Origin of the sequence: Pseudomonas sp. Pse79 (genome assembly GCF_024519615.1) — a bacterium.
Lineage (GTDB): Bacteria > Pseudomonadota > Gammaproteobacteria > Pseudomonadales > Pseudomonadaceae > Aquipseudomonas > Aquipseudomonas veronii.
The window spans coordinates 73,519-92,514 of the sequence record NZ_JALJRR010000026.1 but is presented as its reverse complement, the minus strand read 5'-3'; the positions used below and the strand labels follow the sequence as shown (position 1 = coordinate 92,514).

Genomic DNA, 18,996 nt, shown 5'->3' with positions numbered 1-18,996 from the left:
TAAAGGATGTCCCCGGTCTCGTTTGTAAAGGATGTCTCCGTCTGTACACCCCGATGAGGGCGTGTCAGTCACTGAATGCATTGACTGATGCACCGCTATCGGGAGCAAGCCCGCTCCCACATCACCGATGGGTGGCAATCCAGATCAACAACCCCGCCTGAAACACGGTAAACGCCACCAGACAGGTGATGGTGAAGCGTAGCCCGCTGTCCTCACGCTTGAACTTGGTGACCTTTTCCTCTTCCTTGCGCAGCTTCACTTCCTGCTCCGTCAGGTTCTGCTCGGCCTGTTGCAGCATTTGCGCGGCTTCGAGGATTTCCACGAACTGCACTTTCTCGGTGTTCCAGCTATCGAGCACGTCGCTGACCTTGCCGGGCTGCACGTTGCCCTTCAGATGCTGCACGTCGGCGTAGGCCACATCAAAGCCCTGGATACGCAGGAAGTGATCGCGGCGCAGGCGCGTGGCTTCGTTGAGGGCGTCCTTGTTGGCCAGGTCCACCCCGTCGACGCGGTAGTGCGACCACTTCTTCTTCGCCCACGCGGCGCCCTGGGCCACCAGGAAACGGCCGATGCCACGGTTGGCCGGTTCGATTTCCAGGCTGTTGCCCGGGCCGAAATGCACACGGTGTTTAGCGTGATCGACCCAGATATCCAGGTGATTCTGCTCGCGGCGCACCCGTTGGCCCGGCAACTGGATGACCATGCGCAACAGGCTGTGATGGTGGTCGTGGCGTTCGACATAGCCAAATTGCACAAACCGCAAGGGGCGTACCCCGGTGGAGCGGTCGGTGGGCAGGGGCGCCAGGCGCAGCATTTTGAAATGTTCGGCCTGTACGTCCGCCCACGGCAGGGGCGCCGCGTCGACGACCTCGGTGTGTTCCGCCGGGGTGTCGGCGGTAGGTTCTGGTGTTGCTTCGGTGTTAGTCATGCGGCGCGATCCTGTCCTAGCCCAGCCAGTCGACAGGCTTTTTGCTGTCGACTTTCGGCTTATCGGCCGTTTTTTCCAGTACTGGAGGCAATTAGTCGGTTAACGGGGCTGAAGTCCGTCGATAAAGCCAACCAGGCGGGTTTCCAGCTCGGCGGCGAGGGGTAATCGCGGGTCGTTGTAGGACGCCAACTGTTGCTTCACCTCCTTGGGCACGATACGCATCACATGGTTCATGCCTTCGATCACCGTCAGCTCGGCATCGGGCTTGGCGTTCTTCAATTGCCGCGCATCGCCCACACCCACCTGGATATCGTTGGTGCCCTGGATGATCAGCGCGGGCATGCGCAGTCTGGCAAAGGCGGCCGACGGGTCGGCGCGAAACAGGCTGATCAGATACGGTTGCACGCTGGGTCGGAAAATCCCTTCAAGCGGGCCAGGCACATCGGTATCCACTTGGCCGGCCTTGAGGTGATCGAGGATTTCATTGCTGCGCAACTGCAGGGCCGGGGGCAGGTGACCGGCCAGTTGCTGGCGGATCACCTGGTCGACCGGGCGGGCGCTGCCCGACAGGGAAATCACCCCGGCCGGGTCGAGTTGCGGTGCCGCCAGGGCGGCCACCAGCGCGCCTTCGCTATGGCCCAGGACGATCAGCGGGCCCATGCGCTTGTCGGCCTTGAGCAGCTTGCCCCAGGCCACGGCGTCGGCCACGTAGGCGTCGAGGGTCAGGTCGCGTTCGTCGGGCGTGGCGGCCAGGCTGGCCGCCACGCCGCGCTTGTCATAGCGCACGCTGGCGATGTTATGCCGGGCCAGCACCCACGCCAGGCGCTTGAGGCTGTCGTTGCGCGCGCCGTCGGCACTGTTGCCGTTGCGGTCGGTCGGGCCGGAGCCGGCAATGATCAGCACCACCGGCACCGGTTTGTCGGACTGCGGCAGCAGCAGCGAGCCGAACAGCTCGCCGTTGCCGGTGTCGAGGCTGATGGGCCGTTGCAACACCACGGAGGACGCGGCATGCGCTACGGCAGTGAACAGGGTGAGGGTAAACAGCAAAACTCGAAGCATCATCGGGCCATTATTCAGGAGGTGCCGGTTCGACCAACGTCTACCGGTAAGGTTTCGAGGATGAACTAGTCGGTTGGCCCGCGTATACTGGTGCGCTTGGTTATCACCGCTGAGTGATTACAACTGATTTCACGGAGCGCCCTGCATGTCCGGCAATACCTTCGGCAAGCTGTTCACTGTCACCACCGCGGGCGAAAGCCATGGCCCGGCGTTGGTCGCCATTGTCGACGGCTGCCCGCCCGGCCTCGAGCTGTCCCTGGAAGACCTGCAGCGTGACCTCGACCGCCGCAAGCCCGGCACCAGCCGCCACACCACCCAGCGCCAGGAACCCGATGAAGTCGAGATCCTCTCCGGTGTGTTCGAAGGTCGCACCACCGGCTGCGCCATCGGCCTGCTGATCCGCAACACCGACCAGAAGTCCAAGGACTACTCGGCGATCAAGGACCTGTTCCGCCCGGCCCACGCCGACTACACCTACCACCACAAATACGGCGAACGCGACTACCGTGGCGGCGGCCGCAGCTCGGCCCGCGAAACCGCGATGCGCGTGGCTGCCGGTGCCATCGCCAAGAAATACCTGGCGACCCAGGGCATCGTCGTCCGTGGCTACATGAGCCAGCTGGGCCCGATCGAAATCCCGTTCAAGACTTGGGACAGCGTCGACGACAACGCCTTTTTCAGCCCGGACCCGGACAAAGTGCCGGAGCTGGAAGCCTATATGGACCAGTTGCGCCGCGACCAGGATTCGGTCGGGGCGAAAATCACCGTGGTCGCCGAGGGCGTGAAACCGGGTCTCGGCGAGCCGATCTTCGACCGTCTGGACGCTGAGCTGGCCCACGCGCTGATGAGCATCAACGCCGTCAAAGGCGTGGAAATCGGCGCCGGGTTCGCCTGCGTGTCCCAGCGCGGCACCGAGCACCGCGACGAACTGACCCCGCAGGGCTTCCTCAGCAACAATGCAGGCGGCATCCTCGGCGGTATTTCCTCCGGCCAGCCGATCGTTGCGCACCTGGCGCTCAAGGCCACGTCGAGCATCACCACCCCGGGCCGTTCGATCGATGTACACGGCAACCCGGTGGACGTGATCACCAAGGGCCGTCACGACCCGTGCGTCGGCATCCGTGCCACGCCGATCGCCGAAGCGATGATGGCGATCGTGTTGATGGACCACCTGCTGCGCAACCGTGGGCAAAACGCCGATGTGCGCGTGAGTACTCCGGTACTGGGCCAGTTGTGACGGTGTGTGGCGCGCGAGCTTGCTCGCGCCTTGCCGCAAAGCGGCCCCTTGCATGACTCCAGCACTTCCGTACTGGCGACTCTCCAGCTTCTACCTCTTCTACTTCGCCCTGCTGGGGGCCACGGCGCCGTTCCTGGCGCTGTACTTCGATCACCTGGGGTTCTCCAGCGCGCGTATCGGCGAGCTGGTGGCCATCCCCATGCTGATGCGCTGCGTGGCCCCCAATCTGTGGGGCTGGCTGGGCGACTATACCGGCCGGCGCCTGGTCATCGTGCGTGTGGGCGCACTGTGTACGCTGGTGAGTTTTGCGTTGATTTTCGTCAGCAAGACCTATGCCTGGCTGGCCCTGGTCATGGCCCTGCATGCGTTTTTCTGGCATGCGGTGCTGCCGCAGTTTGAAGTGATCACCCTGGCCCATCTGCATAAGCAGACCTCGCGCTATAGCCAGATCCGCCTGTGGGGTTCCATCGGCTTCATCCTCACGGTGGTGATCATGGGCCGCCTGTTCGACTGGCTGAGCCTGGATATCTACCCGGTGGTGGTCGTGGTGATCATGGCCGGGATCATCGGTGCCAGCCTGTGGGTGCCGAATGCGCAGCCGGCGAACCACGGCCCCCGCCTGGCGGGCGAGGGCTTCCTCAAGCAGTTGCGCAGCCCCGGCGTCCTGGCGTTTTATGCCTGCGTGGCATTGATGCAAATGAGCCATGGCCCGTATTACACCTTTCTCACCCTGCACCTGGAACACTTGGGCTACAGCCGTGGCGTGATCGGCATGCTGTGGGCCCTCGGGGTGGTGGCGGAAGTGTTGATGTTCCTGGGCATGAGCCGCATCCTCACGCGTTTCTCGGTGCGCCGGGTGCTGCTGGCGAGTTTCCTGTTGGCGGCGCTGCGCTGGTTGTTGCTGGGCGCGTTCGCGGAATTTTTCTGGGTGCTGCTGCTGGCGCAGGTGATGCACGCGGCTACCTTCGGCAGTTTTCATGCGGCGGCGATTGCCTTTGTGCAGCGCAGCTTCGGTGCGCGCCAGCAAGGTCAGGGCCAGGCGTTATACGCGGCCTTGGCCGGCACCGGCGGCGCGCTTGGCGCGCTGTACGCCGGTTACAGCTGGAACCTGTTGGGGCCGGCCCTGACCTTCAGTATCGCCAGCATCGCGGCCCTGGCCGCCGCCCTTATCATCGGTTTTCGATTGCACGAGCAGAACCAAGGAACCGTCCTATGAGTTATGTAGCCGTTTACCACGTCGCCACACCGGATACACCGAACAAAGTCCTGACCCACTTCGACGATATCGCGTCGACCCTGGCCGAGCATGGCGTGCGATTCGAGCGCTGGCAGCCCGCCGTTATTGAAAAAGGCGCAGACGACGCCACCATGATCGCGGCGTATCAGCCACGGATCGACGCCCTCGGCTACGCCTGCGTCGAGGTGCTGCATGCTCCCGGCGACCCTGCGCAGAAGGCGGCATTGCGCGATCAGTTCCTTGCCGAGCGGCGTTACAGCGAAGATGAAGCGCGCTTTTTCATCGCCGGCCAAGGCCTGTTTGCCTTGCACATTGGTGACTATGTGTACGGCGTGCGCTGTGAGAAAAATGACCTGCTGCTGATCCCGGCCGGCATGCCCCATTGGTTTGATATGGGCGAGCACCCACATTTCGTGACGCTGCGCCTGTCCCATGCGGCAGGCGGCGGGGTGCCTGAATTCAGCGGGGACGATATCGCCGCTGGTTTCCCTGGGTTGGATGACTAGGCTTAATCGACTTGAATCTTCAACCCCGACGAGTTGGAAGTTGTTGTGGGAAGAAGCTTATTTATCTGTAAGGCCTGGCTGTTTATCGCCGGCCTTACGCTTTGACGCGCTCCATTATGTAACTCTCTCCGGTCTTAATGTTTGTATCGCCTGTCAATAGGAGGAATCCGAAAGGCGATAAGCATCAGCCAACAATAAGGAGAGAAAGCGATGAGTGATCCAGAGGCGTCAGGTGCGCCGTTGAGCGTGCCCACCGATGTCAGAAAACGCTTGGCCTTGTCCGGCAAGCCCCTGACTCCGACCGAATTGGAGATCTTGCGCTGGGCCTCCGAAGGCAAGACCATCTGGGAAATCAGCCGGATTCGTGAAACGTCCCAAGCCGCAGTGAAATTCCACCTGCGTAACATCTATGGCAAGTTACAAGTCAACAATCGTGTACAAGCGATGAATGAAGCTGCCCGATTGGGCCTGTCCTGAACCCATGAAAAAGGGCCGCGACGCTGGATGGCGTCGCGGCCCTTTTTTGTGTGTCTTAGGCCGAATGGTAAGTCGGCAGGGCAAAGCGGTTCTGGCTCTGCAGCATGGAAATCTGCGGCAGTTCGCTGGCTTGTTCGGCCAGGTCGCGGCGAATGGCGCTGATCACCCAGGTGAGTTGATCGGCTGTGTGCAGTTGCTGGTAGGAGATCGAGCGCTTGACCTGCTTGCCTTCGCTGTTGCGCAGGGTCAGCAGGATACCGCCGTCCGGGCGTGGCTGAGTGGTGACGTCGTATTGGGAGAATACTGAGGCGAATTTATCTTGGATCAGGCTCATGTCTATCAGCTCCGTTGGCTCAAGTTGGCAAGCATGGAGTGATAGGTGCAGTGATTGTGCCATCTCACGTTTTTATATAAAGTCTTTAAAAATCAATAACTTGTAAAAAGTCAGGATTTTTGATTTCGTGCAAATTGCATGAATGGCCATCATGCATCCTGCATTTTGCGCTACTCGATCCGGCCGGGCGGGCGCCTCGTCACTGATAGGGACTGCCGATGTGTCGCAAAATTCCCTGTGGGTCGGTTGCGGCTTCGGGATACAAAACATTTCAAATCCCGCGTGTACAGCCGAAGAACGGCTGGCGTATTTTCCCCTGAGCATTTGGCTTCCTGCCTACAAAAAATGCCGGAGTTTCTGGCCCCGACGAAGAATAAGAAAAAGGACGTTCCTCCATGCGCCATCCGCAAAACGACATGATTACCTGGAGCATGCTGCTGCGTAAGGTGCCCGCCATCGTCCGCGCCTTGCCACGGGTGGTCCGCGGCATGCGTGCCGCGAATGTCACCGACCCCGCGCAGCCCTGTGGCCTGGGCTGGCATTTCGAGCAAGCCACCCTGCGCAACCCTGACGGCGCGGCGTTGTTGTACGGCGACAGCGTGCTCAGTTACCGCGATGCCAACCAGCGTGCGAACCGCATCGCCCACCACCTGCAGAGCCAGGGCATCCGCAAAGGCGATGTGGTGGCGCTGTTTATTGAGAATCGCCCCGAATTGCTGCTCAACGTGCTGGCCGTGGCCAAGCTGGGCGGCATCTGCGCCATGCTCAATACCTCGCAAACCCAGGCGGCGCTGGTACACAGCCTGAATCTGGTCAACCCGGTGGCGATTGTGGTGGGGGCGGAGTTGGTGGAGGCCTACACAGCGGTGCGCGATCAAGTGATGATCGCGGCCGATCGCACCTGGTTTGTCGCGGATCAACCCGGCAGCGCGGTGCCTGCCGGCTATATCGACCTGATGGCGGCCAGCGCCGAGTGCGCGCTGGACAACCCGGCCAGCTCCCGGCAGATCTTTTTCAACGACCCGTGCTTCTATATCTACACCTCCGGCACCACGGGCTTGCCCAAGGCCGGCATCATGAAACATGGCCGCTGGACCAAAACCGCGGTCAGCTTCGCCAGCATCGCCCTCGACATGGGCCCCGCCGACGTCATGTATTGCACCTTGCCGCTGTACCACGCCACCGGCCTTTGCGTGTGCTGGGGCTCGGCGATCGTCGGCGCGTCGGGGTTCGCGATTCGCCGCAAATTCAGCGCCAGCCAGTTCTGGGGCGATGTGCGCAAGTTCAACGCGACCACCCTGGGTTATGTCGGTGAGCTGTGCCGTTACCTGCTCGACCAGCCGGCCAGCGCCCAGGACCGTGACAACCGGGTGATCAAGATGGTCGGCAATGGCCTGCGGCCCGGTGTGTGGGCGCAGTTCAAGCAACGCTTTGGCGTCGAGCATATCTGTGAGCTGTATGCCGCGAGTGACGGCAATATCGGCTTCACCAATGTGTTGAATTTCGACAACACCATCGGTTTCTGCCTGCAGCGCTGGGCGCTGGTGGACTACGCCCACGACAACGGTGAGCCGCTGCGTGGCGCCGATGGTTTCATGCGCAAGGTGCAAACGGGCGGGCAGGGCCTGTTGCTGGCGAGGATCGATGAAAAGGCCCCGTTCGACGGTTACACCGACCCGGAAAAGAACCGCAAGGTGGTGCTGACCGACGTGTTCGAAAAGGGCGACCGTTACTTCAATACCGGCGATTTGCTGCGCAGCATCGGTTTCGGCCATGCGCAATTTGTCGATCGCCTGGGCGACACCTATCGCTGGAAAGGCGAAAACGTTTCCACCACCGAGGTCGAGAACATCCTGTTGCAACACCCGCAGATCGCCGAGGTGGTGGCCTACGGTGTCGAGATCGAAAACACCAATGGCCGCGCCGGCATGGTCGCCATCACCCCCAGCGAATCCCTGGCCGCCCTGGATATGCGCGAGTTGCTGCAGTTCGCTCATGGCCAGTTGCCGCACTATGCGGTGCCGCTGTTCCTGCGGATCAAGATGAAGATGGAGACAACGGGCACGTTCAAATACCAGAAAGTGCGGCTCAAGGAAGAAGCGTTCGACCCGGCCAAGGCCGGCAACGACCCGGTCTACGCCTGGCTGCCCGGTTCGGATTGTTATGTGCCGGTCACCGGGCAATTGTTGGCGCAGATCCAGGGCGGACAGTTCCGCTATTGATTCTGCCTATGGTGGCTGTTGACAAAAAAACCATGACAGTGGGGAACTCCCTCGCGACACTGGGCGCCTACTCTTCAGTACCCGAAGCCGCACCAGACAAGGAGCCCCCACATGTCAGACCATGCCAAACAAATGACCGAAGACGAAGCCGCCGAATTTGCCGAGCAGGTCTTCGACGTCGCGCGCAGAGGCGATGCCGCCTTGCTTGCCGCGCTGCTGGCCAAGGGCTTGCCAGCCAACCTGCGTAACCACAATGGCGACACCTTGCTGATGCTGGCCGCCTATCACGGCCACGCCGACGCGGTCAAAGTGCTGCTGGAGTTCAAGGCCGACCCACAGATCGCCAACGACAAGCATCAACTGCCGATCGCCGGCGCGGCGTTCAAGGGCAACTTGCCCGTGGTCAAGGCGCTGATCGAAGGCGGCGCGCCGGTTGACGCGTCGTCCTCCGACGGCCGTACGGCATTGATGATGGCCGCGATGTTTAACCGCGTTGAAATGGTCGACTACCTGCTCAGCCAGGGCGCCAACCCCAAGACTGCCGACGCCCAGGGCGCCACGGCATTGGCCGCAGCACAGACCATGGGCGCGGTGGATACGGCGGCGCAGTTGCAGAAACTGGTGTAGGCTACGCGCCCTCGAAAACCCGCCCGCCACAGGACCCCTTCATGAAAAACGCCCTCGTCGAACTCATCCGTAAAATCAGCGCCGGCGTCATGGGCGACGACGAGGTGGCGCGCATCGCCGAGGAAGCGGCGCAGGCCTACGCCGACCCGGTGGCCTTTCTGGCGGCGAACCCAGACATCAACTACGACGATACTTTCCCGATTCCGCTGGGCGAGTGGGTGGTGGTCGGCAGCCTGCCGGACACGGTGCTGTTCCAGGCCGACACCTATGGCGACCTGTTTGCGCAGATCGTCGCCTCGTTCGGCCCCGGCGTGGCGTTCAACCTCAAGCCCAAGCAACTGGCCAAGACCGAAGCCCTCACCGCGCTCAATCGCATCCAGATCCAGATGAGTGCGCTCAGCCCGCAAGACGGTGGTTATGTGTTGCTGAACTTCAGCCAGCCGCTGGATGACGAGATCCAGGCCGTGCTGGTGTACGGCAACGACCTGCCGCGCGTGCTGGAACTGTGCGCCGAAGTCGGCATCCACGGCGAACCGTCCCTAGAAGCCCTGCGGGTCGCGGTCCACGTCTGAAAAAAAACGGAACCCCAGCCAGGGCTGGCTATCCTACAAGGGCATGCCCTCACTTAGGAGCGACACCATGGGTTCCACTTTCAACGGTCTGGTCGGGCTGATCATCCTCGCGCTGGATATCTGGGCGATCATCAATGTGTTCAAAAGCGGCGCGAGCACCGGTGCCAAGGTGTTGTGGATTCTGTTGATCCTGCTGCTGCCGGTCCTGGGCCTGATCATCTGGGCGATTGCCGGGCCGCGGGGCAACGTGCGGTTCTGAGCCCCAGCTTCACTCAAGCTGAAGCGGGCACGGAAAATGTGGGAGGGGGCTTGCCCCCGATAGCGGTGTATCAGTCGTTACAACAGTGACTGAACCACCGCTATCGGGTGCAAGCCCCCTCCCACAATGGTTTCAGCAAATGCCTTGATATTGTGTGTCGAAATATTCGCTGTACGAAATTTTCACATCTCATCCAAGACAATTCGCCGGCTTTATCTCCCTGCAACGGCTCTATCTCAAGCACCGCCAGTTGCAGGATTGCGGCACGCGTTCAGTAATTAATGGCGTTGCCGGCAGTGATCGGGCACCATTTGCGCCATCGCGTTTACCGCCTACCCCAGCCAGCCTGGGCGAGGGCCGGACGCCACTGCACTCTTTTTCGCAACTTAAACCTCCAATGGGTCCTGAAACGACATGGCAAACCCGGACGCCCTGAATCAGCAGCGAGCTTCTAATCGCCTGCTGCAACCGACCGTCAAATCCCATCTGGCATACACGCTGCTTTGTGCACTGGTCATGATGGTGATGTTCTCCCTGCTGCGCCTGGCGCTGCTGGCCTACAACCGCGAGATGATCCTCGACACACCGGCCTCGACCTTCCTGGAAGCGTTCGCCAACGGCCTGCGCCTGGACATTCGCCTGGTGGTGTACCTGACGATCCCCTTGCTGCTGTCACTGTTCAGCGTGCGGGCCATGGCCGCGCGGGGGTTCTTCCGTTTCTGGCTGACCCTTGCCTCCAGCATCGCGCTGTTCCTGGGCCTGATGGAGATGGACTTCTACCGCGAATTCCACCAGCGCCTCAACGGCCTGGTCTTCCAGTACGTGAAGGAAGACCCGAAAACCGTGATGAGCATGCTCTGGTACGGTTTCCCGGTGGTGCGCTATCTGCTGGCCTGGGCCGTGGGCACGCTGATCCTGAGCGTGGCCTTCAAGGGCGCCGACCGGGCGACGCGTCCACGCGGCCCGTTCAGCGGCGGCAGCATCGGCACCCGCCAGGTGGCGCCGTGGTATTCGCGCATCGCGGTGTTTGTGGTGTGCCTGCTGGTCGCCGTGGTCGCCGCTCGCGGCACCCTGCGCCAGGGCCCGCCGCTGCGTTGGGGTGACGTCTACACCACCGACTCGAACTTCGCCAACCAATTGGGCCTCAATGGCACGTTGTCGTTGATCGCCGCGGCCAAGTCGCGCTTCTCCGAAGAACGCACCAACATCTGGAAGGCCACCCTCGAACAACCACTGGCCACCCAGACCGTGCGCGACATGCTGGTGTTGCCGCAAGAGAAGCTGGTGGATACCGACACCGCCGCCGTGCGCCGTGATTTCACGCCACCGGCCGAGAAAACCCTGCCGATCAAGAACGTCGTGGTGATCCTGATGGAGAGCTTCGCCGGTCACTCGGTGGGCGCCCTGGGGCGTCCGGGCAATATCACGCCGTACTTCGACAAACTGTCCAAAGAAGGCCTGCTGTTCGACCGCTTCTTCTCCAACGGCACCCACACCCACCAGGGTATGTTTGCCACCATGGCGTGCTTCCCGAACCTGCCGGGTTTCGAATACCTGATGCAGACCCCGGAAGGCAGCCACAAGCTGTCGGGCCTGCCGCAGTTGCTCAGTGCGCGCAAGTTTGACGACGTGTATGTCTACAACGGCGACTTCGCCTGGGACAACCAGTCGGGTTTCTTCAGCAACCAGGGCATGACCAACTTCATCGGCCGCAACGACTTTGTCGACCCGGTGTTCTCCGACCCGACCTGGGGCGTGTCCGACCAGGACATGTTCAACCGTGGCCTGGAAGAACTGAAAGCGCGTGAAGGCGGCAAGCCGTTCTACGCCCTGCTGCAAACCCTGTCCAACCACACGCCGTATGCCTTGCCGACCCCGTTGCCGGTGGAGAAAGTCACCGACCGTGGCAGCCTCAACGAGCATTTGACGGCGATGCGCTACTCCGACTGGGCCCTCGGCCAGTTCTTTGAAAAGGCCCGCAAGGAGCCGTACTTCAAGGAAACCCTGTTCGTGATCGTGGGCGACCACGGTTTCGGCAACGAGCAGCAGATCACCGAGATGGACCTGGGCCGCTTCAACGTGCCGATGCTGATGATTGCTCCGGGCATGCAAGAGAAGTTCGGCGTGCGTGACCACACCGTGGGCACCCAGATCGACATCGTGCCGACCATCATGGGCCGTCTGGGTGGCGACACCCTGCACCAGTGCTGGGGGCGTGACCTGCTCAACCTGCCGGAAGGCGACAAGGGCTTCGGCGTGATCAAGCCTTCGGGCAGCGATCAGACCGTGGCGCTGATCACCGGCGACCGCGTGCTGGTATTGCCTAAGGAAATGCCACCGAAGCTGTGGGAATACGAACTGGGCGCCGAGCCGACCGGTAAAGTGATCGCGGAATCGCCGGACGAGGCAGGGCTGAAACAGAAGCTCGAATCGTTCCTGCAGACCGCGACCAAAAGTTTGCTGGATAACACCGCCGGTGTTGTCGATGGCAAGCCGGACTGATTGACCGGCAATAAAAAAGAGGCCTTCATGAAGGCCTCTTTTTTTGCCCGGCGTTTATATCTTGCCGAGTAACAACAGCACCAGCAGCACCACCAGGACTACGCCGAGAATACCCGACGGACCATAACCCCAGCTACGGGAGTGCGGAAACACTGGCAAACCGCCGACCAACAGGAGAATCAGGATGATGATTAAAATGAGGCTCATAATTGTATTTCCTTATAGGCCTTCTGCAAGGACCGGTTGTTTAAAGTTAGGCCCGTGGGTTTAATCGCGGACGCCTTAATAACTCCGACTGTGCCGCTTCGCAGAAAATTCCGTGTTTTTTTAAAGCATTTCGAAGACCTGCTTATTTCTTTTAATGCGTCGCTGAATGCCTGCGCTTAGTTGAAAAAGATTGAACTTAGGGCGTGCTGTGGTATCCGACCCGGCCCGTGGTTTGCTCGGGGCATTCATCAATTGGATGGTGCGTGGGTGTAGGAAAAACCTTCGCTACACTGCCGATCACTTCTTCTGTGAACCACAAGGCTATTTTCCTATGCAAAATCGCATGATGATCACCGGTGCCGGGTCCGGCCTGGGTCGCGAAATCGCGCTGCGCTGGGCCCGCGAGGGTTGGCAGTTGGCCTTGTCGGATGTCAGCGAGCCAGGCTTGCAAGAGACTCTCAGGTTGGTGCGCGAGGCGGGTGGCGATGGCTTTGTCCAACGCTGCGACGTGCGCGACTACAGCCAGCTCACCGCCTTTGCCCAGGCCTGCGAGGTCAAGCTGGGCGGGATCGATGTGATCGTCAACAATGCCGGCGTGGCCTCCGGCGGGTTCTTCGCGGAACTGTCGCTGGAAGACTGGGACTGGCAGATCGCAATCAACCTGATGGGCGTGGTCAAGGGCTGCAAGGCCTTTCTGCCGCTGCTGGAAAAGAGCAAGGGCCGCATCATCAACATCGCCTCGATGGCGGCGCTGATGCAAGGGCCGGCGATGAGCAACTACAACGTGGCCAAGGCGGGCGTGGTGGCGTTGTCGGAGAGCCTGCTGGTGGAACTCAAGCAACAGGAAATCGGGGTTCACGTGGTGTGCCCGTCGTTCTTCCAGACCAACCTGTTGGACTCGTTCCGTGGGCCGACCCCGGCGATGAAGGCGCAGGTGGGCAAGCTGCTGGAAAGCTCGCCGATCTCGGCGGCGGATATCGCTGATTACATCTATCAGCGGGTGGCCGAGGGCGAGTTCATGATCCTGCCCCACGAGCAAGGGCGGATGGCTTGGGCGTTGAAGCAGAAAAACCCGCAGTTGCTGTATGACGAAATGACCGTGATGGCCGACAAAATGCGCGTCAAGGCCCAGGCGATTAAAGGCTGAGCGGGGCACTGTCGTAAATCTCGGAGCGGGGCTCGGCGCAAAAAATCATGTGGTCTGTCAGGCAAGTTACCTACCGTTGTAGGTGGTGCCTGATTTGACCGCAAGCCGTTGCTGAGCATCACCCAAGCGCGCAAGGTCGGGGTCCTGTCACTCGAAAAGGACAACCGCCATGCTGGTCTTAAGCCGCACCGTAGGCGAAATCATTTCCATCGGCGATGACATCGCCTTGCACATCCTCGAACTCAACGGTTCCCAGGTGAAGTTCGGGGTTCAAGCCCCGGCCGAGGTGTCGGTCCACCGCGCCGAGGTGTACCAGAAGATCGTCGAACGCCAGGACACCGCCAGCCATCCGCTGCCCAATCCCTGAACTGCACCTTCAGTCGAACAGGTGCTTGGGCACGTCGTGCTTGAGCATCAACTGGCATTGCTCGCTGTCGGGGTCGAAGACGATCAATGCCTGGCCCTTGGTCAGTGCCTGGCGCACGCGCAGTACGCGGGTTTCCAGGGGCGTGTCGTCGCCATTGTCGGTGCCGTCGCGGGTCACGAAGTCTTCGATGAGGCGGGTCAGGGTGTCGACTTCAAGTGCGTCGTAGGGAATCAGCATACAAGCCTCTGGGGTTAAGTCCCGGCGATGCTACTGCGCCGGGACCGTTGTTGCCAGTGTCAGGACTTCTGGCCGACCAGGCTGTCCACCGACGGCACGCGGGTATCGCTCTCCATCTGGGTCTCGTGCTCGATCTGATGACTGAACCGATCCAGTGACCCTTGCGCCGGTTGCGCGTCGCTGGCGAACACCGGCGGGCTGAGAATGTAAGCGCTCAACAACCGGCTGAGGGCCGCGAGGCTGTCGATGTGGGTGCGCTCGTAGCCGTGGGTCGCATCGCACCCGAACGCCAGTAGGGCGGTGCGGATGTCGTGGCCGGCGGTGACTGCCGAGTGTGCGTCGCTGAAGTAATAACGAAACAGATCGCGTCGCACCGGCAGGTCATTATCCGCCGCCAGGCGCAGCAGGTGGCGTGACAGGTGATAGTCATACGGCCCGCCGGAATCCTGCATCGCCACACTGACCGCGTGTTCGCTGGAGTGCTGGCCGGGGGCGACCGGGGCGATGTCGATGCCGACGAACTCACTGACGTCCCAGGGCAGGGCGGCGGCCGCGCCACTGCCGGTTTCCTCGGTGATGGTGAACAGCGGGTGACAGTCGATCAGCAAGGGTTCGCCGCTGTCGATGATCGCCTTGAGGGCGGCGAGCAGCGCGGCGACACCGGCTTTGTCGTCGAGGTGACGCGCGCTGATATGCCCGCTCTCGGTGAACTCGGGCAGCGGGTCGAACGCCACATAGTCACCGATGCCGATCCCCAGGGAATCGCAATCGGCGCGGGTGGCGCAGTACGCGTCCAGGCGCAGTTCGACATGGTCCCAGCTCACCGGCATTTCATCCACGGCGGTGTTGAACGCATGCCCGGAAGCCATCAGCGGCAACACGCTGCCACGGATCACGCCATTGTCGGTGAACAGGCTGACGCGGCTGCCCTCGGCGAAGCGGCTCGACCAGCAGCCCACCGGAGCGAGGGTCAGGCGGCCGTTGTCCTTGATCGCGCGCACGGCGGCGCCGATGGTGTCAAGGTGCGCCGACACTGCGCGGTCGGGGCTGTTTTTCTGGCCCTTGAGGGTGGCGCGGATGGTGCCGCGGCGCGTCATTTCAAAGGGGATGCCCAGTTCTTCGAGGCGTTCGGCGACATAGCGCACGATGGTGTCGGTAAACCCGGTCGGGCTGGGAATGGCGAGCATTTCCAGCAGCACTTTTTGCAGGTAGTTGAGGTCCGGTTCGGGAATGGTTCGGGTCATGGAAACTCCTGATGGGTTGAGGGCATCGATGGTTTCGATGAGGGGTTAGCGGCGGTGGCGGTGCTGGCTTCAGCGCGGGGAAGTCCGCTCCTACATTTGGAATGCGGTCACCTGTGGGAGCGGGCTTGCCCGCGATAGCGCCGCTCCAGGCAATACATCTTTCAAGCGCTCGGCTGACTGTGCGGAAACAACAAATCCACAAACCGCTCCGCTGTCGGCTGCGGTTCATGATTGGCCAGCCCGGCCCGTTCGTTGGCTTCGATAAACACGTACTCCGGTTGATCGGCGGCCGACACCATCAGGTCGAGGCCGACCATCGGGATGTCGAGGGCACGCGCGGCGCGCACGGCGGCGTCGACCAGCGTCGGATGGAGGATCCCGGTGACGTCTTCCAGGCAGCCGCCGGTGTGCAGGTTGGCGGTGCGGCGCACGGCCAATTGCGCGCCACGGGGCAGGATGCTGGAGTAGTCATGACCGGCCGCGTGCAGGGTGCGTTCGGTTTCGGCGTCCAGCGGGATTTTGCTTTCGCCGTCGGTGGCGGCCTGACGCCGGCGGCTTTGCGCCTCGATCAGGGCGCGGATGGAATGCTGGCCGTCGCCGACCACTTCGGCCGGGCGGCGGATCGCCGCGGCGACCACCTCGAAGCCGATCACCAGGATGCGCAGGTCCAGGCCTTCGTGGAAGCTTTCGAGCAAGACCCGGCTGTCGAACTGACGCGCTGCTTCAATCGCCTGTTGCACCTCTTCGATGGTCTGCAGGTCCACCGCCACGCCCTGGCCCTGTTCACCATCCAGCGGTTTGACCACGATGCGCTGGTGTTGGTCGAGGAACTCCAGGTTGTCGTCGGCGCTGCCCGCCTGCTGTTGCGCCGGCAGTTTCAACCCGGCGGCCTTGAGCACCTTGTGGGTCAGGCTTTTGTCCTGGCACAGGGTCATGCTGATGGCGCTGGTCAGGTCGCTCAACGATTCACGGCAGCGCACGCGGCGCCCGCCATGGCTGAGGGTGAACAGGCCGGCATCGGCATCGTCTACCTGCACGTCGATGCCGCGGCGATGGGCTTCTTCGACGATGATCCGCGCGTAGGGGTTGAACCCCGCCTGCGGGCCCGGGCCGAGGAACAGCGGTTGGTTGATGCCGTTCTTGCGCTTGATCGCAAAGGTGGCCAGGGCGCGAAAGCCGAGCTTGGCGTAGAGGCTCTTGGCCTGGCGGTTGTCGTGCAGCACCGACAGGTCCAGGTAGCTCAGGCCACGGCTCATGAAGTGTTCCACCAGGTGGCGCACCAGCACTTCGCCGACGCCTGGGCGCGTGCAGTGCGGGTCGACCGCCAGGCACCACAGGCTGCAACCGTGTTCCGGGTCGTGGAAGGCTTTTTGATGGTTGAGGCCCATCACGCTGCCGATCACCGCGCCGCTGTGTTCGTCCTCGGCCAGCCAATACACCGGGCCGCCCGCGTGGCGGGGCGTCAGGCGCTCGGCGTCGACCGGCAGCATGCCGCGCCCCTGGTAGAGCTGGTTGACCGCCTGCCAATCGGCCGCGGTCTGGACGCGGCGAATACGGAAGCCACGAAACACGCGGGTCGACGGACGATAGTCAGAGAACCACAGGCGCAAGGTGTCGGACGGGTCGAGGAACAGTTGCTGCGGATCGATCCCGAGGATCTGCTGGGGCGCCGCCACGTACAGTGCGATGTCGCGCTCGCCGGCCTGCTCGTTGAGCAGTTCCTCGGCCAGGCTGGCCGGGTCGGGAAACGTGTGGCCGATCAACAACCGGCCCCAGCCGCAATGCACCGCGATCGGCTCGGCGGCCAGTGGGCTGCCGTCTTCGGCCAGGCGCGCTTGCAGGCGCTCGTAGGTCGGCGCCTGGCCTTTGAGCAAGCGTTGGCTGTAAGCCGCTGCGAGAGGTTTCATCGATCAGATTCCTTGTTCGCTGAGCCACAGGTTCAGCGCCGCCAGTTGCCACAGCTTGGAGCCGCGCAGCGGGGTGAGTTGACCGTGTGGGTCGGTGAGCAAGCGGTCGAGCATGGCCGGATTGAACAGGCCGCGGTCCTGGCTCGGGTCCAGCAGCAACTCGCGGACCCAGTTCAGGGTGTCGCCTTGCAAATGCTTGAGGCCGGGCACCGGGAAGTAACCTTTCTTGCGGTCGATGACTTCACTCGGGATGACCCGACGCGCCGCCTCTTTGAGGACCTGCTTGCCGCCATCGGGCAATTTGAATTTTCCCGGTACGCGGGCCGACAGTTCCACCAGGCGGTAGTCGAGAAACGGTGTGCGCGCTTCCAGGCCCCAGGCCATGGTCATGTTGTCGACGCGCTTGACCGGGTCGTCGACCAGCATCACCGTGCTGTCCAGGCGCAGCGCCTTGTCCACGGCGGCATCGGCGCCCGGCATTGCGAAATGCTCGCGCACGAAGTCGCCGGCGGCGTCATTGGCGGTCAGCCATTTCGGCGCGACGGTGGCTGCGTAGTCGTCATGGCTGCGATCGAAAAACGCCTCGCGGTACGCCGCATACGGGTCGCTGGCGCCGTCCACTTGCGGGTACCAGTGGTAACCGGCGAACAGTTCATCGGCGCCCTGGCCGCTTTGCACCACTTTGCAGTGCTTGGCCACTTCCCGCGAGAGCAGGTAAAAGGCGATGCAGTCGTGGCTGACCATCGGCTCGCTCATGGCGCGGAACGCCGCTGGCAATTGCTCGATGATCTCGCCCTCGGCGATGCGCAGTTGGTGGTGCCGGGTGCCGTAGTGCTTGGCGATCAGGTCCGAGTACTGGAACTCGTCGCCGCGTTCGCCACCGGCGTCTTCAAAGCCGATGGAGAAGGTCGACAGGTCCTGCACACCGACCTCGCGCAGCAAGCCGACGAGCAGGCTCGAATCGACGCCGCCGGACAGCAGCACGCCGACATCCACCGCGGCGCGTTGGCGGATCGCCACGGCTGCGCGGGTGCTGTCGAGTACGCGCTCGGTCCAGTCTTCGAGGGTCAGGTGCTGCTCATCCTCACGCGGGCCGTAGGGCAGGGTCCACCAGGTTTTCTGCTCGGTGTTGCCGTGGGCGTCGATACGCATCCAGCTGGCTGGCGGCAGTTTTTCGATGCCGGCCAGCAGCGTGCGCGGCGCGGGCACCACGGCGTGGAAGTTCAGGTAGTGGTTGAGCGCTACCGGATCGAGCACCGGGTTGATATCGCCGCCCTTGAGCAGGGCTGGCAATGTCGAGGCAAAGCGCAGGCGCTGGCCGGTGCGCGACAGGTACAAAGGCTTCACGCCGAGACGGTCACGGGCGATGAATAGACGCTGGGCATCGCGCTCCCAGATCGCAAACGCAAACATGCCGTTGAGCTTGGGCAGCAGGGCTTCGCCCCAGGCGTGATAACCCTTGAGCAGCACTTCGGTGTCGCCGCCGGAATAGAAGGCGTAGCCCAGGGCTTCGAGCTCCTGGCGCAGTTCCGGGAAGTTATAGATCGCGCCGTTGAAGGCCAGGGACAAACCCAGCTGTGCATCGACCATCGGTTGGGCAGAGCCGTCCGACAGGTCCATGATTTTCAGGCGTCGATGGCCCAGGGCAATCGGCCCCTGGGCGTGGAAGCCCCAGGCGTCGGGGCCGCGTGGGGCCAAGTGATGGGTGATGCGCTCAATCGCAGCCAGGTCGGCAGGTTGGGCATCGAAACGTAGTTCTCCAGCTAATCCGCACATAAATTCCTTACCGGTTTTTCCGTTGGGGAGGGGTCAATACTCAATACGCCCAAAAGGCGCGTACCCAGAAACTGACACACGGCTATCAGTGGAGTTTTAGATCAATCTGTTATAAGGCAAACCGCCTTGACTGCTCGGGCGTGAGCCTGCG

General features: G+C 62.2%; 19 protein-coding genes. 11 read left to right on the top strand and 8 right to left on the bottom strand.

Annotation, left to right across the window (positions count from 1 at the left end; translation table 11 throughout):
- Window positions 1-121 precede the first annotated feature (121 nt).
- Together NR164_RS25355 and NR164_RS25350 are read right to left on the bottom strand one after the other, a co-directional pair.
- A complete protein-coding gene (locus NR164_RS25355; protein ID WP_017845844.1) occupies window positions 122-928 on the bottom strand; it encodes a hypothetical protein in 807 nt (268 codons plus the stop codon).
- A 99-nt stretch (window positions 929-1,027) separates the two neighbouring features.
- A complete protein-coding gene (locus NR164_RS25350) occupies window positions 1,028-1,990 on the bottom strand; it encodes an alpha/beta hydrolase (protein WP_256823408.1) in 963 nt (320 codons plus the stop codon).
- 142 nt (window positions 1,991-2,132) lie between these two features.
- On the opposite strand from NR164_RS25350, the gene aroC reads away from it, so the two are divergent.
- The 4 genes from aroC to NR164_RS25330 all read left to right on the top strand — a co-directional run bounded on the left by aroC (window position 2,133) and on the right by NR164_RS25330 (window position 5,444).
- Complete coding sequence (gene aroC, locus NR164_RS25345; protein ID WP_046382572.1) at window positions 2,133-3,224, top strand: chorismate synthase; 1,092 nt, start codon at window positions 2,133-2,135, stop codon at window positions 3,222-3,224.
- Window positions 3,225-3,276: 52 nt separating this feature from the next.
- Entirely contained in the window at window positions 3,277-4,440 is a 1,164-nt protein-coding gene (locus NR164_RS25340) for an MFS transporter (RefSeq protein WP_256823407.1), read from the top strand.
- Entirely contained in the window at window positions 4,437-4,967 is a 531-nt protein-coding gene (locus tag NR164_RS25335; RefSeq protein WP_017845848.1) for an acireductone dioxygenase, read from the top strand. The genes NR164_RS25340 and NR164_RS25335 overlap by 4 nt, the downstream gene beginning before the upstream one ends.
- A gap of 210 nt (window positions 4,968-5,177) precedes the next feature.
- Complete coding sequence (locus NR164_RS25330; RefSeq protein WP_046382574.1) at window positions 5,178-5,444, top strand: response regulator transcription factor; 267 nt, start codon at window positions 5,178-5,180, stop codon at window positions 5,442-5,444.
- Window positions 5,445-5,499: 55 nt separating this feature from the next.
- Here the strand turns inward: NR164_RS25330 and NR164_RS25325 are convergent, their stop codons facing one another.
- Window positions 5,500-5,778 carry a DUF3509 domain-containing protein gene (locus NR164_RS25325; RefSeq protein ID WP_016970113.1) on the bottom strand — a complete coding sequence of 93 codons (279 nt, stop codon included), beginning with the start codon at window positions 5,776-5,778 and terminating at the stop codon, window positions 5,500-5,502.
- 395 nt (window positions 5,779-6,173) lie between these two features.
- Here NR164_RS25325 and NR164_RS25320 point away from each other — a divergent pair, with 395 nt between their 5' ends.
- The 5 genes from NR164_RS25320 (at window position 6,174) to NR164_RS25300 (ending at window position 11,960) form a co-directional block, all read left to right on the top strand.
- Entirely contained in the window at window positions 6,174-8,000 is a 1,827-nt protein-coding gene (locus NR164_RS25320) for a long-chain-acyl-CoA synthetase (protein WP_256823406.1), read from the top strand.
- A 111-nt stretch (window positions 8,001-8,111) separates the two neighbouring features.
- A complete protein-coding gene (locus NR164_RS25315; protein ID WP_017845853.1) occupies window positions 8,112-8,627 on the top strand; it encodes an ankyrin repeat domain-containing protein in 516 nt (171 codons plus the stop codon).
- Between the two features lie 41 nt (window positions 8,628-8,668).
- The gene (locus NR164_RS25310; protein ID WP_017845854.1) at window positions 8,669-9,199 is read left to right on the top strand and encodes a hypothetical protein; all 531 of its coding nucleotides are present in this window, start codon (window positions 8,669-8,671) and stop codon (window positions 9,197-9,199) included.
- A gap of 67 nt (window positions 9,200-9,266) precedes the next feature.
- Complete coding sequence (locus tag NR164_RS25305; protein ID WP_010567448.1) at window positions 9,267-9,458, top strand: PLDc N-terminal domain-containing protein; 192 nt, start codon at window positions 9,267-9,269, stop codon at window positions 9,456-9,458.
- Between the two features lie 414 nt (window positions 9,459-9,872).
- On the top strand, window positions 9,873-11,960 hold the full coding sequence (locus NR164_RS25300; RefSeq protein WP_046483963.1) for an LTA synthase family protein: 2,088 nt from the start codon (window positions 9,873-9,875) through the stop codon (window positions 11,958-11,960).
- 54 nt (window positions 11,961-12,014) lie between these two features.
- On the opposite strand, the gene NR164_RS25295 is transcribed toward NR164_RS25300, so the two are convergent.
- The gene (locus NR164_RS25295; protein ID WP_010208879.1) at window positions 12,015-12,167 is read right to left on the bottom strand and encodes a DUF3309 family protein; all 153 of its coding nucleotides are present in this window, start codon (window positions 12,165-12,167) and stop codon (window positions 12,015-12,017) included.
- 331 nt (window positions 12,168-12,498) lie between these two features.
- Between NR164_RS25295 and NR164_RS25290 the strand changes: the two genes are divergently transcribed.
- Window positions 12,499-13,314, top strand: a complete 816-nt coding sequence (locus NR164_RS25290) for an SDR family oxidoreductase (RefSeq protein WP_256823405.1) — start codon at window positions 12,499-12,501, stop codon at window positions 13,312-13,314.
- A 169-nt stretch (window positions 13,315-13,483) separates the two neighbouring features.
- Window positions 13,484-13,681 carry a carbon storage regulator CsrA gene (csrA, locus tag NR164_RS25285; RefSeq protein ID WP_017845857.1) on the top strand — a complete coding sequence of 66 codons (198 nt, stop codon included), beginning with the start codon at window positions 13,484-13,486 and terminating at the stop codon, window positions 13,679-13,681.
- 9 nt (window positions 13,682-13,690) lie between these two features.
- Here the strand turns inward: csrA and NR164_RS25280 are convergent, their stop codons facing one another.
- The 4 genes from NR164_RS25280 to NR164_RS25265 form a co-directional block, all read right to left on the bottom strand.
- Window positions 13,691-13,918, bottom strand: coding sequence for a YheU family protein (locus NR164_RS25280; protein ID WP_003236706.1), 228 nt, complete (start codon window positions 13,916-13,918; stop codon window positions 13,691-13,693).
- A 59-nt stretch (window positions 13,919-13,977) separates the two neighbouring features.
- On the bottom strand, window positions 13,978-15,162 hold the full coding sequence (locus NR164_RS25275; protein WP_046382579.1) for an osmoprotectant NAGGN system M42 family peptidase: 1,185 nt from the start codon (window positions 15,160-15,162) through the stop codon (window positions 13,978-13,980).
- 161 nt (window positions 15,163-15,323) lie between these two features.
- A complete protein-coding gene (gene ngg, locus NR164_RS25270; protein ID WP_256823404.1) occupies window positions 15,324-17,069 on the bottom strand; it encodes an N-acetylglutaminylglutamine synthetase in 1,746 nt (581 codons plus the stop codon).
- Window positions 17,070-17,072: 3 nt separating this feature from the next.
- Window positions 17,073-18,845, bottom strand: coding sequence for an N-acetylglutaminylglutamine amidotransferase (locus tag NR164_RS25265; RefSeq protein WP_046382581.1), 1,773 nt, complete (start codon window positions 18,843-18,845; stop codon window positions 17,073-17,075).
- Between the last annotated feature and the right edge of the window lie 151 nt (window positions 18,846-18,996).

Bases quoted from the DNA above. Each gene is read 5' to 3' on its own strand.
- NR164_RS25355 (WP_017845844.1), bottom strand. From the start codon at position 928: ATGACTAACACCGAAGCAACACCAGAACCTACCGCCGACACCCCGGCG.
- NR164_RS25350 (WP_256823408.1), bottom strand. From the start codon at position 1,990: ATGATGCTTCGAGTTTTGCTGTTTACCCTCACCCTGTTCACTGCCGTA.
- aroC (WP_046382572.1), top strand. From the start codon at position 2,133: ATGTCCGGCAATACCTTCGGCAAGCTGTTCACTGTCACCACCGCGGGC.
- NR164_RS25340 (WP_256823407.1), top strand. From the start codon at position 3,277: ATGACTCCAGCACTTCCGTACTGGCGACTCTCCAGCTTCTACCTCTTC.
- NR164_RS25335 (WP_017845848.1), top strand. From the start codon at position 4,437: ATGAGTTATGTAGCCGTTTACCACGTCGCCACACCGGATACACCGAAC.
- NR164_RS25330 (WP_046382574.1), top strand. From the start codon at position 5,178: ATGAGTGATCCAGAGGCGTCAGGTGCGCCGTTGAGCGTGCCCACCGAT.
- NR164_RS25325 (WP_016970113.1), bottom strand. From the start codon at position 5,778: ATGAGCCTGATCCAAGATAAATTCGCCTCAGTATTCTCCCAATACGAC.
- NR164_RS25320 (WP_256823406.1), top strand. From the start codon at position 6,174: ATGCGCCATCCGCAAAACGACATGATTACCTGGAGCATGCTGCTGCGT.
- NR164_RS25315 (WP_017845853.1), top strand. From the start codon at position 8,112: ATGTCAGACCATGCCAAACAAATGACCGAAGACGAAGCCGCCGAATTT.
- NR164_RS25310 (WP_017845854.1), top strand. From the start codon at position 8,669: ATGAAAAACGCCCTCGTCGAACTCATCCGTAAAATCAGCGCCGGCGTC.
- NR164_RS25305 (WP_010567448.1), top strand. From the start codon at position 9,267: ATGGGTTCCACTTTCAACGGTCTGGTCGGGCTGATCATCCTCGCGCTG.
- NR164_RS25300 (WP_046483963.1), top strand. From the start codon at position 9,873: ATGGCAAACCCGGACGCCCTGAATCAGCAGCGAGCTTCTAATCGCCTG.
- NR164_RS25295 (WP_010208879.1), bottom strand. From the start codon at position 12,167: ATGAGCCTCATTTTAATCATCATCCTGATTCTCCTGTTGGTCGGCGGT.
- NR164_RS25290 (WP_256823405.1), top strand. From the start codon at position 12,499: ATGCAAAATCGCATGATGATCACCGGTGCCGGGTCCGGCCTGGGTCGC.
- csrA (WP_017845857.1), top strand. From the start codon at position 13,484: ATGCTGGTCTTAAGCCGCACCGTAGGCGAAATCATTTCCATCGGCGAT.
- NR164_RS25280 (WP_003236706.1), bottom strand. From the start codon at position 13,918: ATGCTGATTCCCTACGACGCACTTGAAGTCGACACCCTGACCCGCCTC.
- NR164_RS25275 (WP_046382579.1), bottom strand. From the start codon at position 15,162: ATGACCCGAACCATTCCCGAACCGGACCTCAACTACCTGCAAAAAGTG.
- ngg (WP_256823404.1), bottom strand. From the start codon at position 17,069: ATGAAACCTCTCGCAGCGGCTTACAGCCAACGCTTGCTCAAAGGCCAG.
- NR164_RS25265 (WP_046382581.1), bottom strand. From the start codon at position 18,845: ATGTGCGGATTAGCTGGAGAACTACGTTTCGATGCCCAACCTGCCGAC.